At 38.7% G+C, this 13,695-nt stretch carries 13 protein-coding genes and 1 pseudogene; 10 read left to right on the top strand and 4 right to left on the bottom strand.

Going from position 1 to position 13,695, the window contains the following annotated elements:
- Positions 1–34 precede the first annotated feature (34 nt).
- From DBO93_RS17645 to DBO93_RS17635, 3 genes and pseudogenes are all read left to right on the top strand, one after another.
- Positions 35–1,122 (top strand): annotated as a pseudogene (locus tag DBO93_RS17645) (glycosyltransferase family 9 protein).
- A 19-nt stretch (positions 1,123–1,141) separates the two neighbouring features.
- Positions 1,142–1,585, top strand: a complete 444-nt coding sequence (locus tag DBO93_RS17640) for an NUDIX domain-containing protein (protein WP_108457501.1) — start codon at positions 1,142–1,144, stop codon at positions 1,583–1,585.
- A 98-nt stretch (positions 1,586–1,683) separates the two neighbouring features.
- On the top strand, positions 1,684–2,283 hold the full coding sequence (locus DBO93_RS17635; RefSeq protein ID WP_108457500.1) for a PepSY domain-containing protein: 600 nt from the start codon (positions 1,684–1,686) through the stop codon (positions 2,281–2,283).
- Between the two features lie 22 nt (positions 2,284–2,305).
- Here the strand turns inward: DBO93_RS17635 and waaA are convergent, their stop codons facing one another.
- Positions 2,306–3,598: a lipid IV(A) 3-deoxy-D-manno-octulosonic acid transferase gene (waaA, locus tag DBO93_RS17630; protein ID WP_108457499.1), complete on the bottom strand. Its 1,293-nt coding sequence runs from the start codon at positions 3,596–3,598 to the stop codon at positions 2,306–2,308.
- A gap of 174 nt (positions 3,599–3,772) precedes the next feature.
- On the opposite strand from waaA, the gene DBO93_RS17625 reads away from it, so the two are divergent.
- Entirely contained in the window at positions 3,773–4,600 is an 828-nt protein-coding gene (locus tag DBO93_RS17625; protein WP_108457498.1) for a hypothetical protein, read from the top strand.
- Here DBO93_RS17625 and DBO93_RS17620 read toward each other — a convergent pair whose 3' ends face one another.
- Positions 4,601–5,029, bottom strand: coding sequence for an Lrp/AsnC family transcriptional regulator (locus DBO93_RS17620; protein ID WP_108457497.1), 429 nt, complete (start codon positions 5,027–5,029; stop codon positions 4,601–4,603).
- A gap of 178 nt (positions 5,030–5,207) precedes the next feature.
- Between DBO93_RS17620 and DBO93_RS17615 the strand changes: the two genes are divergently transcribed.
- The 4 genes from DBO93_RS17615 to glpG are packed head-to-tail and all read left to right on the top strand — an operon-like array spanning position 5,208 to position 8,651.
- Positions 5,208–6,422: a glycine C-acetyltransferase gene (locus DBO93_RS17615; protein ID WP_108457496.1), complete on the top strand. Its 1,215-nt coding sequence runs from the start codon at positions 5,208–5,210 to the stop codon at positions 6,420–6,422.
- Between the two features lie 2 nt (positions 6,423–6,424).
- Positions 6,425–7,453, top strand: a complete 1,029-nt coding sequence (tdh, locus tag DBO93_RS17610) for an L-threonine 3-dehydrogenase (RefSeq protein WP_108457495.1) — start codon at positions 6,425–6,427, stop codon at positions 7,451–7,453.
- Entirely contained in the window at positions 7,453–7,785 is a 333-nt protein-coding gene (glpE, locus tag DBO93_RS17605; protein ID WP_108457494.1) for a thiosulfate sulfurtransferase GlpE, read from the top strand. Before tdh ends, glpE begins: the two co-directional genes overlap by 1 nt.
- Entirely contained in the window at positions 7,785–8,651 is an 867-nt protein-coding gene (gene glpG, locus DBO93_RS17600; RefSeq protein WP_108457493.1) for a rhomboid family intramembrane serine protease GlpG, read from the top strand. The genes glpE and glpG overlap by 1 nt, the downstream gene beginning before the upstream one ends.
- 68 nt (positions 8,652–8,719) lie before the next feature.
- Here glpG and DBO93_RS17595 read toward each other — a convergent pair whose 3' ends face one another.
- Positions 8,720–9,100: a flagellar basal body-associated protein FliL gene (locus DBO93_RS17595; RefSeq protein ID WP_108457492.1), complete on the bottom strand. Its 381-nt coding sequence runs from the start codon at positions 9,098–9,100 to the stop codon at positions 8,720–8,722.
- 355 nt (positions 9,101–9,455) lie between these two features.
- Between DBO93_RS17595 and DBO93_RS17590 the strand changes: the two genes are divergently transcribed.
- A complete protein-coding gene (locus DBO93_RS17590; RefSeq protein WP_239059035.1) occupies positions 9,456–10,019 on the top strand; it encodes a chorismate lyase in 564 nt (187 codons plus the stop codon).
- Between the two features lie 15 nt (positions 10,020–10,034).
- Positions 10,035–10,895 carry a 4-hydroxybenzoate octaprenyltransferase gene (ubiA, locus tag DBO93_RS17585; RefSeq protein WP_108457491.1) on the top strand — a complete coding sequence of 287 codons (861 nt, stop codon included), beginning with the start codon at positions 10,035–10,037 and terminating at the stop codon, positions 10,893–10,895.
- Between the two features lie 223 nt (positions 10,896–11,118).
- Here the strand turns inward: ubiA and plsB are convergent, their stop codons facing one another.
- Entirely contained in the window at positions 11,119–13,563 is a 2,445-nt protein-coding gene (gene plsB, locus DBO93_RS17580; protein ID WP_239059034.1) for a glycerol-3-phosphate 1-O-acyltransferase PlsB, read from the bottom strand.
- Positions 13,564–13,695 lie beyond the last annotated feature (132 nt).

The following is a 13,695-nucleotide window of genomic DNA, read 5'->3' as shown; positions in this document are numbered from 1 at the left end:
ATTATATTTCTGCTCCTATTGTGGTGAATCCTTTATGCTGGGTCAAATATCTGCTCCGAAAAATTTATGTTTATTACGATTATCAGCCATTGGTGATGTGTGTCATGCGGTTGCTATGGTACAAAATATTCAGCGACAGTGGCCAAATACTAAAATTACCTGGGTAATTGGTAAGATTGAAGCGAGCTTATTGCAGGATCTATCTGGTGTTGAGTTTATTATTTTTGATAAACGTGCAGGTTTAAAAGGCTTTCGTGATTTAAGGCAAACCCTTAAAGGCCGTAAATTTGATGTTTTACTGCATATGCAAGTGGCTTTGCGAGCCAGTATCGCGAGTTTATGTATTTCGGCGAAAGTAAAAATTGGTTTTGACACTCAACGTGCAAAAGAAGGGCAGTGGTTATTCAGTAATAAAAAAATTGCCAAGCAAAAAAAACCGCATGTATTAGATGGCTTTATGGGCTTTGCAAAAGCCTTAGGCTTAGAAGTTTCACCGCCATTATGGAATATGCCATTAGCAGATAGCGATCAGTTATGGGCCAGTGAAAAGCTAAGCGCTGGCAATGCTGCAGGTAAACCGATTGCGGTGATATGCCCGCAGCAAGTAAAGCTGAACGTAATTGGCATGCTGAAGGTTATTCTCAAACGGCTGAACATTTGAGTGCGCGTGGTTTTAAAGTGGTTATCTGTGGCGGACCAACCACCATGGAAAAACTGCTTGCTGAAGCTATCATTAGTCGCAGTGAATTTAGTCAAGGTGATAATGAAATACAAAATTTAGTCGGCAAAACCAGTTTAAAACAATTATTAGCCGTCTTAAAACTCGCTCATATAGTTATTGCTCCTGACACTGGGCCTGCTCATATGGCGGTTACAGTAGAAACACCCGTTGTTGGTTTATATGCTCACAGTAATCCTCAGCGCACAGGCCCGTATTTGTATCCTCAATATGTGGTTAGTGCCTACGCTGCCGCAATACAGCTGCAATATAAGCAAAGTATTGAGCAATTACCTTGGGGCACTCGTGCTAAAGGTAAAGACTTAATGATGCAAATTAGCATTGCAGATGTTAAAAAAACCATTGAGCGGGTAATTCACGACAACTATCCAGAAATGCGTTAACTCACACATAAGGATGTGTATGAAAAAGTATGTTACCGGCTTTTTGTTTTCAAAAGATGCTAGTCATGTCGTGTTAATTAAAAAAATTAATCCGCAATGGCAAAAAGGATTGTTTAATGGTGTAGGTGGAAAAATAGAAACCAACGAGGCCTCAATAGCAGCCATGGTTCGCGAGTTTTTTGAAGAAACGGGTGTTACTACCCAACCAGCCGATTGGACACACTATGCGAAAATATATCGGCCTAATGGCTATGATGTAGACATGTATTTTGCATACTCTGATCTTGCCTTTAGCGCTAAAACCATTGAACAAGAGCAAGTGCATATTATTGATTTGACTCAGTTACCGCGTAATATCATCCCAAATTTACAGTGGTTAATTCCGCTAGCCCTAGATAAGCAGGCCGACTTTTCAAGCCCAGTATTATTACAAGAAATTGCTGATGAGCGCCTTAAAGCATAACGATTAAACGCACTAATGTACTTTGCATGGTACGGATTAATTAATCAGTAACTAATCAAAATATTAATGAAGAAATATATCAATGAAAAAGCATAGTAATGAAAAGTAGAAAATTACATAAATTGATCGGTCTTATTTTAGTGTTACCAATGTTAGGCTGGACATTCACTGGCTTAGTGTTTTTTATTAAACCTGGTTACCAAGGTGCTTATGAGCAATTATCAGTTAAAACCTACCCGCTGAGTGGGCCTATAACGATCATTCCTCAAGATAATTGGCAAGAAGTTAGGGTAGTGAAAACAGTGTTAGGTGAGCACCTTATTGTTAAAGCCAACAACAAAAGTCAGCACCTTGATCCCACCACTTTACTGGCGATGCCTGAACCGACAACCTTACAGCTTGAAACACTTATCAATGATGCCTTTACTGATAATCAGGCACGCTATGGCGATATAATCAGTACTGATGGCTTAACGGCGAAAACTAATACAGGTGTTGAGGTAGTGCTTAATTGGAGTAGTCTAAGGTTAAGTCAGCAAGGCCAAGATACTCAACTAATTAACTTACTTTACCAAGTGCACTATTTGCAATGGACCCCATTCAAAGAACTCAATCAAGTGGTAGGTATATTCGGACTGATATTGCTAATTTCGTTAACTGTTTTAGGTGTGAGAATTTATCTTAAGCAACGTGTTTAGCCTTTAATTACATATTAAAGGCTTATGATTTAATTAATGTGTGTAATGCCGTTAAAGACTGGGCAGTTGCTCCTTGGTTTGCGAGTACAACCTTGTAACTATTGTTTCCTAATACCTTGGCACTGGTTTCATCAGTAAACAAACGCAATACTTCACTGGCTAAAGTACTGGCCATATCGTCATTTTCAAGTAGTTGAATTATGCCTTGTGCAGAAAGTAGCTGCGCTAAAATTTCTTTAAAATTACTCATGTTTGGGCCAGTGATGACTGGCTTTTGGAATAAAGCAGGTTCTAATGGGTTATGGCCACCAATATCGCTAAAACTTCCCCCCATAGTAACCACATCAGCTAAAGCGCAAGCAGCGAGTAATTCGCCTAAAGTATCAATAATCCAAACATGGGTATTAAGAGATACCGGAGTATTTTGGCTACGTTTTAGTACTTTATTTCCGGCATCATGCGCCAGCTTAGCAACTTGCTCAAAACGCTCGGGGTGTCGGGGCACAATAATCAGTAAGGCCTGGCTATTTTGTTTTTTAACTTGTTCAAATGCTTTTAATGCGAGTGCCTCATCGCCAGGGTGTGTACTGGCGATTAGCCAAACTTTGCGATTTGCTGTTAATAAGCTTTTTAGTTCTTGTTGTTTAATCTTAATATCAATATTTAACGAGACATCAAATTTTAAATTCCCTGATAATTTACAAGTTTCAGGGGTTGCGCCCATCGCTAAATAATTATCTTGGTTGACTTGGCTCTGAGTTAATATTTTGTCAAATTTTTGTATTGTAGGGGTGATCAGCCAAGCGAGTTTTTTATAGCTGCGCATTGATTTATCAGATAATCGCCCATTGACTAACAGCAGCTTAATATGGTTATTTTTACATTGTGCAATTAAGTTAGGCCATAACTCTGTTTCCATAAAAACCATAGCTTTAGGTTTTAAACGATTTAAAAACAGCGTAGTTGAACAAATATTGTCTAGTGGTAGGTAACAATGCTGCACTTTATCGGCAAATAATTTTTGTACTTGAGCTGAGCCGGTTGGCGTAAATGTGGTTACGGTAATGGGTGTGTCAGGGTTTATAGTCAGTAGCTGCGAAATAAACGGTTTTAAAGCAATGATTTCACCAACACTGGCCGCATGCACAACTATGCCATGGGGCTTTAAGTTTTTCGCAATAAAGCCAAAACGCTCAAGAAGTCGCTTTCTATAGGCTTGTTGACTAATTGAACGGAGCAATAACACGACTAACAGTAGTGGTGTTAGCAGCAAAAATAATAATCGGTATAAAACTAAAGCAAGAGTAAAGCGCACTTAACGAGCTCAAATATCAATATTGTATAATCAATAGTATACCTAAAATCTTGCTTAAAAAAATCAAGCAAGTTATAAAAGAGCTAGGCTTAGTGTTTGTTAGCATAACTGTCTTACCTCGCTAACTAGGTCTGTAAAGGTTGTTCCGTTGTACATGGAGTTTTAGTTTAACTTATGAAAATTTATCTATTTAATCGATATAGAAACACTAGATACTCAGCATTGAAATTTATTTTCTGTTTACTAGCGTTTTGTGCTGCTCAGCAATCTGCCGCTCAATCACTGGTTGTAAATCATGAAGCTAAATTAAGCAAAACCGTTACATTAACAGCCATTGATAATTTCACCTTGTCTGGGCAATTAAATGTTGGTTTAGCAACGTCTGGTGGTGTATTGCTACTGCATGATTGTCAACATATAGCCAAAGATTTTCAGCCTTTACACTCCGCACTTGTTAAGCAAGGTTTATTCGTTTTATCTCTCGATTTAAGGGGGTTTGGTGCAAGTCAAAACGAGGATTATTCCCATAAAAGCATTCGATTAAAAGCTGACGATATCGTGAGTTATCAAGGGAAGTTAGCGGCATTAATGCTGCATTGGGAAAGTGATGTTTTGTCGGCTTATCAGTATTTACAACGTACAATGAATAATAACCAGAGCATTAGCATAGTAACCAGTGGCTGCAGTAGTAACCAAGCGATTTATTTAGCGCAAAAAACTGCTTTAAAGAGTGTGGTTATGCTGTCACCAGAGTTAAGCGTTGATGACAAAGAGCAATTTAAACACTTACCCGACATGCCCATTTACTTGCTCAGTGCCAAATACCTCACCGAAGCAATGCTTAACGCACAAGAGTTGTTCGATTGGAGTGGTGATAGGCATTCGGTGTTACAAACATTTAAAGGTAACGGATCCAGTTACTATTTGCTAAAGCAACAGACTTACTTAAATGAAAATATTGCGATTTGGTTAAATAGTACGCTATCCACACTACCTGAATGATCAGCGTTTAAAAATAGTATCAAGAATAATTGAAGAGTTAGTTCTAGCTACACCTTCAAGCGAACACACCATATTAAGTACCTCGCTTAACTTTTCTAATGTGCTTGCTTGTATTGTTACCAATAAGTCATATTCTCCACTAATAGAATAAATATGGCTAATTTGATGTACTTTTCTTAAGGCTAAGCAGATAGTTTGTCTCAAGTTAGGATTTACTTTTAAAGAAACATTAGAAGAGATTAACCCACTCGTGTATTCGCTACCTAACACCACGCTGTATGCTTCAATCACATTATTGTTTTCAAGCTTATTCAGTCGATTTTGTATCGCCGTTCGTGAAACGCCTGTTGCTCTTGCCATGTCAGAAACACTGGCGCGGGCATTGAGTCGCAGTATTGATAATAACTCTTCATCTTTTTCAGTTAACAATGACGACCCTTAAACTATATAAATGCAAAATATAGCCTAAGATATTACACTTTGACATATAGATATGTCAATTTGACTATAAAAAAGGTCAAATTATCACGTAATGTCACTTTGCATATCACCTTGTGTGGGCGGATAATACGACAATTGAAAGACAATAACTTTTTAAGGAATTACCGTGACCAATTCTGCCAATACAAATAACTTTTATGCTCATTTAACTTCGCAAATAAACCAAGTAAAAGAAGATGGTTTATATAAGGCTGAACGTGTAATAACCACTGCGCAACAGCCTCAAATGGCGGTTAACACTGGCGAAAACGTAGTGAACTTTTGTGCCAACAACTATTTAGGCCTAGCTAATCACCCGTCGTTAATTGCGGCGGCAAAGCAAGGTTTAGATGAGCATGGTTTCGGTATGGCATCAGTACGCTTTATTTGTGGTACGCAAGACATTCATAAAACCTTAGAGCAAAAGTTAAGTACCTTTTTAGGTATGGAAGATACTATTTTGTATTCTTCGTGTTTTGACGCTAATGCCGGTTTGTTTGAAACGTTATTAGGCCCAGAAGACGCTATTATTAGTGACTCACTTAATCATGCATCAATTATTGATGGTGTACGTTTATGTAAAGCGAAACGTTTTCGTTATGCTAACAATGATGCGGCTGAGCTTGAAGCACGTTTGATCGAAGCTGATGAAGCTGGCGCGCGCTTTAAATTAATTGCTACTGACGGTGTGTTTTCGATGGATGGTGTTATTGCCAATTTGAAAGCAGTTTGTGATTTAGCTGACAAATATAATGCAATGGTGATGGTTGATGATTCGCACGCGGTAGGCTTTGTAGGCGAACAAGGTCGTGGCAGCCATGAGTACTGTGATGTAATGGGTCGTGTTGACATCATTACCGGTACTCTTGGTAAAGCAATGGGTGGTGCCTCAGGTGGTTACACTGCAGCGAAAAAAGAAGTCGTTGAATGGTTACGTCAACGTTCGCGTCCGTACTTATTTTCTAATTCATTAGCGCCAGCGATTGTTAATGCTTCAATTAAGGTCATTGATTTATTAGCTGATGGTGGCGAATTACGCAAAACTTTAAAAGACAATGCAGCATATTTTAGAACGCAAATGGAAGCGGCAGGCTTTACTTGTGCCGGTGCTGACCATGCTATTATTCCGGTCATGTTAGGTGATGCAAAAGTGGCTAGTGCGATGGCAGATCGCCTATTAGCTGAAGGCATTTATGTGATTGGTTTTTCATTCCCTGTCGTACCTAAAGGGCAAGCGCGTATTCGTACACAAATATCAGCTGCACATACCAAAGCGGAATTAGACAAAGCCATTGAAGCCTTTATTCGTATAGGCAAAGAAATGAACGTGATTGAGGGCTAAACATGAAATCATTAGCAAAATTAAAATCTGAACCAGGTATTTGGATGACAGATTCGCCGAAGCCAGAAATTGGCCATAACGATCTGTTAATCAAAATTAAGAAAACCGCTATTTGTGGAACGGATATTCATATTTACAACTGGGATGAGTGGTCACAAAAAACTATTCCTGTTCCTATGGTTGTGGGTCATGAATATGCCGGTGAAGTGGTTGGTATTGGTCAAGAAGTTAAAGGTTTTGCACTAGGCGATCGTGTTTCAGGTGAAGGCCATATTACCTGTGGTCATTGTCGTAATTGTCGTGGTGGTCGTACGCATTTATGTCGTAATACCGTCGGTGTTGGGGTAAATCGCGCTGGCTCTTTTGCTGAATACTTAGTTATACCGGCATTTAACGCATTTAAATTACCGGATGAAATTTCAGATGATTTAGCCGCTATTTTTGACCCATTTGGCAATGCTGTGCATACGGCGTTATCGTTTGATTTAGTCGGCGAAGATGTATTAATTACTGGCGCTGGCCCGATTGGTATTATGGCCGCGGCGGTAGCAAAGCATGTTGGTGCTCGCCATGTTGTGGTAACCGACGTTAATGAATACCGTTTAGACTTGGCTCGAAAAATGGGCGCTACACGAGCTGTTGACGTGACTAAAGAAAAGCTATCAGATGTTATGGCTGACTTAGGTATGACCGAAGGTTTTGATGTTGGCATGGAAATGTCAGGTGTTCCGATGGCATTTACCGATATGTTAGCCAACATGAATAATGGCGGAAAAATTGCCATGCTCGGTATTCCAGGTGAAGATATGGCGATAGACTGGAGCAAAATTATTTTTAAAGGGTTAACCATTAAAGGTATTTACGGTCGCGAAATGTTTGAAACTTGGTATAAAATGGCTAGTTTGATTCAATCAGGCTTAGATTTAACGCCAATTATTACTCATCACTTTAATATTGATGATTTTCAGCAAGGTTTTGATATCATGCGTTCAGGACAATCGGGTAAAGTAATTTTAAACTGGGAAAAATAATGTCAAATAGCGAAGAAAATTTTAAACATATGCAAATCAGTGAACTGCATAAAGTACTAACTGATAAAACACATGTGGTGGTTGATATTCGCGATCCAGCCTCGTTTCAGGCGGGGCATATTCCCAACGCCATACATTTAAGTAATGACAGCTTACCTGATTTTTTGCGTACCGCTGATTTAGACGAACCTGTAGTGGTGTGTTGTTATCACGGTATTTCAAGTCAGCAAGCGGCGCAGTTTTTGATCAGTCAAGACTTTACCGAAGTGTATTCCTTGGATGGTGGCTATACTGATTGGCAATTACAACACCCGGACGTTGTTGAAAGCTGATGATAGAGCAAAACCTGCAGCCTTTAGTGAAAGTAACGCAACACAATATTGCCTTACTTTTTTGTAACTACCTCAAAACAATGCAGGTTCAAGCACAGGTTAAAAGTGAAGATGCAGGCTTTGTGATTTATTGTCAATCTGACCAAGTTGATTTTGCTCAACAAGAGTTTGAGCAATTCATCGCTCAACCTTATCAGGCTAAATACCAGCAAGCAGCATGGCAAAGCGGTGATGTTACTGAGGTTAGCTCTAATTCTCCTGCGTTATTAAGTAGCTTTAAGAGCCAGTTTTTTTCTCATGCTGGCATTGTTACCTTAGTCGTATTCACCCTATGTTGGTTGGTTTTTATTGGCAGTAGTTTAGGCTGGGGAAATACTTTATTTCATCACTTACAATTTTATCCTCAACTTAGTTTTGACGCCGTTATACAAGCCCCTCACCGATTATTAGGGCCTGCTTTCTTTCATTTTTCATGGTTACATATTGTTTTTAATACCATGTGGTGGTGGCAGTTAGGTGGTTCGATTGAAAGTACCATGGGTAAATTCAGTTTAATTAACTTACTGATTATTTCTGCCTTGTTTTCTAATGTTGGGCAGTTTTATGTTGGTGGAGCAAATTTTGGTGGTTTATCCGGAGTAGTCTATGCGTTGGTAGGCTATGTGTGGTTTATTGGCTGGCTAATGCCGGAAAAAGGTCTGTCGTTGTCTAAACCCATTATCGGCTTTATGTTGTTTTGGCTACTGTTAGGTTACACGAGTTTAATGCCGATTAATGTTGCAAACACTGCCCATTTATTAGGCTTGCTTAGTGGTTGTATGGTGGCTTATATTCAAGTTTTAAAAGAAAAAAAACACACGTCATAACAATCAGTGTGTTTTAATTTTTCAGCAATTAAAAAGTTTATTTTAATTGCTGTTTAGCTGAACAGAGTTTAATTATCTAACCACTGGGTAAACAAAAGTTTTTTTATTAACGGCTTACCTGTCTCTTTTTCCAGTAATTCTTTTACTTTATCTTCGCACAAACGCTGTATTTCATGGCGACCATTAATTGATTTTATGTTTGACTCAGGCTGTTGACCAATAATATTAATAATGGCATCTCTCAAAAGTGGCGCATGATGCTCAACAATTTCATAATTGTTGGCATCTTCTATCATCAACTCAACTGTTAGGCGAACATAGCCCATTTTTTTCTTAACAGCGACGTAATTAGTCACAATAGAAGGTTCGAAACCAAAGTAGGCATAATCTGCAGCTTTAGCAAAAGTCGAACTTAACAGGACTAGTATTAAAATAAGGGATGTTTTCATACACTAAAACTCAAATTAAAAATAAGTTATCTATTTATGTTAAGCAGTTAAATAGGCTGATTACTATTAAATGATAACTCGAATTTTGATCATGCGCTGATTTATTTACCTATTTTTATTAGGTTCAACCGGTGAGCCAAATTTTATTGGCTATAAATTGCTGTTTTGAAAGCAGGGAGTAAGCTGTATTTTTGTCTTACTAAACGCTATCATACCTCGCTTTTCGTTAAATAACGCTGCTGTTGCTTGATACAACGTGATGCATGTGCTGTTAATAATAAACGTATCGAAAAAGCGTTTAGCGTTGTTTAATCAATATTTATTTACCCGTCTTAAGGTGAAATAGTTTTCAGGTATGACAATAGAACATTCATTATTCCCTGTGCATATGGTGGCCAATTGGCAACCGCCCCAAAGTGTCTCTATTGCTAATAACTTACGCGATTGGTTACTTGACCCTAGTTCACTAACGGCTCGCTTGAAGTCTCATAGCCAGCATTTTCGTGTCGAACTACTCGGACAAAAAATCGAAGCTTGTAGTGCTGCAGAGGCCAATAGTGACATTGTTGCTGGTGAGCAAGTGTTGGTCAGAGAAGTTTTATTGTACTGTGATGAAATAGCACAAGTATTTGCTCGCAGTTTATTACCTTTGCGCTCGTTAACGGGTGCTCAACAACAGCTAGCCCACTTGGGCACACAGTCTTTAGGGCAAGTATTGTTTAATCATCCTGATTTACAACGTAAAAAGATTGAAATAGCCAAATTTGATCAAGATTCTAGTGTCGCTAAACTTGCAGATTATTTATCACTGCAAAAAAGTCAGCTCATACTTTGGGGAAGACGTTCGGTATTTGTGCTTGATGAAAAACCATTAATGGTGGCAGAGGTTTTTTTACCTAACGCCATTGCATATAAATAATAAAAAGGTATTACAGTGAGTGAGTTCACCCAAAAACTAACTGCGATTAAACAAATTACCCGTATGGATAAGCCTATTGGTACATACTTGTTGTTGTGGCCGACTTATTGGGCGTTATGGATTGCCTCAGATGGTTGGCCGTCATTGCATATGCTGATTATTTTTAGTTTAGGTGTTTTTTTCATGCGCAGTGCAGGCTGCATTATAAATGACTATGCCGACCGCAAAGTGGATGGCCAAGTTAAGCGAACACAAAACCGACCGTTGGTAACGGGTGCTCTATCAGGCAGCGAAGCTTTACAATTATTCGCTACCTTTATTTTATTGGCTTTTTCTTTAGTCCTTACTTTAAGCGATTATACCATCATGCTGTCTGTTGTTGCCGTTTTTTTGGCAGCCAGTTACCCTTTTATGAAACGCATTACCCACTTTCCACAGGTAGTATTAGGCGCCGCGTTTAGCTGGGGTATGATCATGGCCTTTGCGCAGGAGCAAGGCCAAATACCTGCGGTAGCTTGGTTATTATTTACGGCTAACGTTATTTGGACTGTTGCTTACGACACCATGTACGCTATGGTTGATCGTGATGACGATTTAAGAATAGGTGTTAAATCTACCGCGGTTATTTTTGGTGAAAATGATAAGCGCATTATTTTATTTTTGCAGTTAATGACCTTAGCGTTATTATTTACAGTCGGTGATATTTTAGCCTTTGGTTGGCCTTATCAGTTGTCGTTAGTTATTGCGGCAGGATTTTTTTGTTATCAGCAAATTTTAATTTCAGGGCGTGATCGTGATCGCTGTTTTCAAGCCTTTTTGAATAATCACTATGTAGGTTTAATTATATTTGTTGGTGTAACAATAGAATACCTTTAGCTTAAAGTACTCTAAATTACCATACTTGCTAAGCGACAAAACGCTAAACGCACAACATAAATGTGTAGTTAATATGTGGCTTTGTGGAGAGTAATAGCTAAAGCTTTAGCTCTTACTTTTAGACAATAGCACTGTTCGAGGTAGCGTATTATAGATATCCATGACCAACCCAGTGGATTGGTCATAGAATAAGTTACAAGGTGTCTGTTTAGCTTTTATATCCTTAACGCACAATACTTTGTAAAACTTCTATATCGACTAAGTTACTGACTGAACTTTTTAATAAACCTAATGTGCTGCTATCTATTAACTTATCATCGTCATTTAGCTCAATATAGCCTTGGTCTTTCATCGCACTAATTAAGGTCGATTGAGCCTTTTTATCAATAAATTCTGGTGCGCTAATATCATTTAATACCGATAAGCGTTGAGCAATAGCAACAACCTTTTCAATTAACTCAGATTTTTTAATCGGCGCTAATTGCCCCAGTAATGAGGTTATAATGGCGAATCGTTGCATGGTTTCGTTAACACATTCAGCAATTAAACGAATTTTAGCTCTATTCTCATCATCACTACATAATGACCAAGCGCCGGATTTACTTTGTTTTACGATGCCCTTATCAGCTAAGAACTGACAAACAGCTTGGACTTGCTGCGCTATGTCATCAGCTGCTTGCCATAAAAATAAATCTGTTTTTAGTAACTCTATAAGGCGCTGAATTTGACTGAGTAAGCTCTCTTGGCTAATTTTTGCATTACGCTCTAATAAACGACAAACCAGTGATGGCAGTATGAATGTGTGAATAATATTGTTGCGGTAATAGCGCAGCTCCAAGATTGCACTTTCTGTTAACGAGATAATGTCACCAAAACTGTCTTGGTTGATGGTGACTTTATTTAATAATATGACATGCTCTAAAAGCTCAGCTCCGGTTTCATCTGGAATGGTTAATTCTGTATGATACGGCGCAGCACGTTGTAATTCGATAAAGAAATCAAGCTGGCTTATTAACTCGGCTTTGGTCAATGCTTTGTTTTCTGTGGCATGTAAAATCAAAGAGACTAAGGCAACCCCATTCAATGCCGCACATTGATTAATTGAAGTCATAACTTGCTGAGCTAGTACATTAACGCAAGGGTTCAACCACTTAGGCTTTTGTGGGTCTATAGGGTCAATAGCTTGTTTCCAGTCAGGCACCTGATTATTTAAAAACTGATTAATATTAATCGGCTCGCCAAAGTTAACATAGCCTTTACCATAATTTCGTAAGTTTCGAATTGCTTTAATCACACCAAAAATTGACTCGCCTTTCTTTTGGCTACCACTCAACTCTTTGTGATAAGTACCCACTTCCATCACGTGTTCATAACCTAGGTATACCGGCACTAAGGTCAGTGGTCGGTCAATCCCACGCAACATACTTTGAATGGTCATTGCTAGCATGCCAGTTTTTGGTGAAAGTAAACGTCCGGTCCGGCTGCGCCCACCTTCTGAATAGTATTTTACCGAATAACCACGTTCAAAAAGTAAACTTAAATATTCACGAAAAATAGTAGAATAAAGACGATTACCTTTAAAGCTACGACGAATAAAAAAGGCTCCTGCTTTTCTGAAAATTGGACCAGCTGGCCAAAAGTTTAAATTGATACCTGCCGCAATACGCGGTGTAACTAAGCCTTGTTGAAATATGACGTAAGTAAGGAGTAAGTAATCCATATGGCTACGATGACAAGGTACGTAGATAATTTCATGCCCCTCTTGTGCTAAGTTTCTTAACCGCTCAGCTTTATTCACTTCAATACCGTTATAAAGTCGATTCCATAGCCAGCCTAAAATACGCTCACCAAATCGAACCGTTACATCTCGATAATCACCTGCAATTTCGTCCATAATGGCTAATGCCTGCTTTTTAGCTTCTGCTTCAGTAATATTTTTACTTTGAGCTTCTTCACTAATTACGCGTTTTATTGCGGGGTTTACTATTAAATTAGCAAACATCTGCTGGCGATGCATCAGTCTAGGGCCTGTAGCCGCTATAATTTGTCGGTGAAAATGAATGCGGGTAATGCGCATTAATTTGCGTGCGCTGGCCTCAGTGCTGCCATGTTTATCAGCCATATGTCGAAATGAAATGGCTTCACTAAAACGCACCATGGTATGGCGACCTAAAAATAATACGATAAAGAACTTTCTTAACCAGGTAGGTGATTCTTGATCAGCTAATAACGCACCGACATTAGTGTTGTTTTTTTCTTTGGTTGGCGTTCGACCCCAAATAACATTAGCAGGAATAAGTTGTGCGTCTAAGGCTTCGTTATTAGCGTGAGCGTTAAGGAGTTCAAATCCTTGCGCGATTGCCGTCGTTTTTTGTGGTTTGCGCCAATTAAATAACGCCTTAGATTTTTCTAAAAATAGTAACCGAGATAAGGTTTCGCCATCAATATTAACCGGTGTTAAAGGGTCAGGTAAATTCGCTTTTTTACAAGCAGTGCGCAGTGATAATACGTCACTGGCTGATTGGTGCCTTAAGACATAAAATATCGGTTGCTCAGGAGTTAGTTGATCTGAATTAATTATTTCGTCGGCAACAACTTTGCAACGCACCAATAATTTTATCGGTAAACGTAATAATAAATAAAAGAACTTACGAATGGCTAACATCATGTTTTACTCGGCTTTATTTGACTGGTTATGATAACACTTAGCATCAAGTTAACTCTGATTCCCTGTAAAGTTTTTCTGGCTAAGCGCTCAACTCAATTTTATAACGGTTATTATACCCGTACTTCTTTCTGA

The sequence above is a fragment of the Colwellia sp. Arc7-D genome, from assembly GCF_003061515.1.
Classification (GTDB): Bacteria; Pseudomonadota; Gammaproteobacteria; order Enterobacterales; family Alteromonadaceae; genus Cognaticolwellia.
Note: the sequence above shows the minus strand (reverse complement) of the source record. Positions and strands in the feature narration are given on the sequence as shown.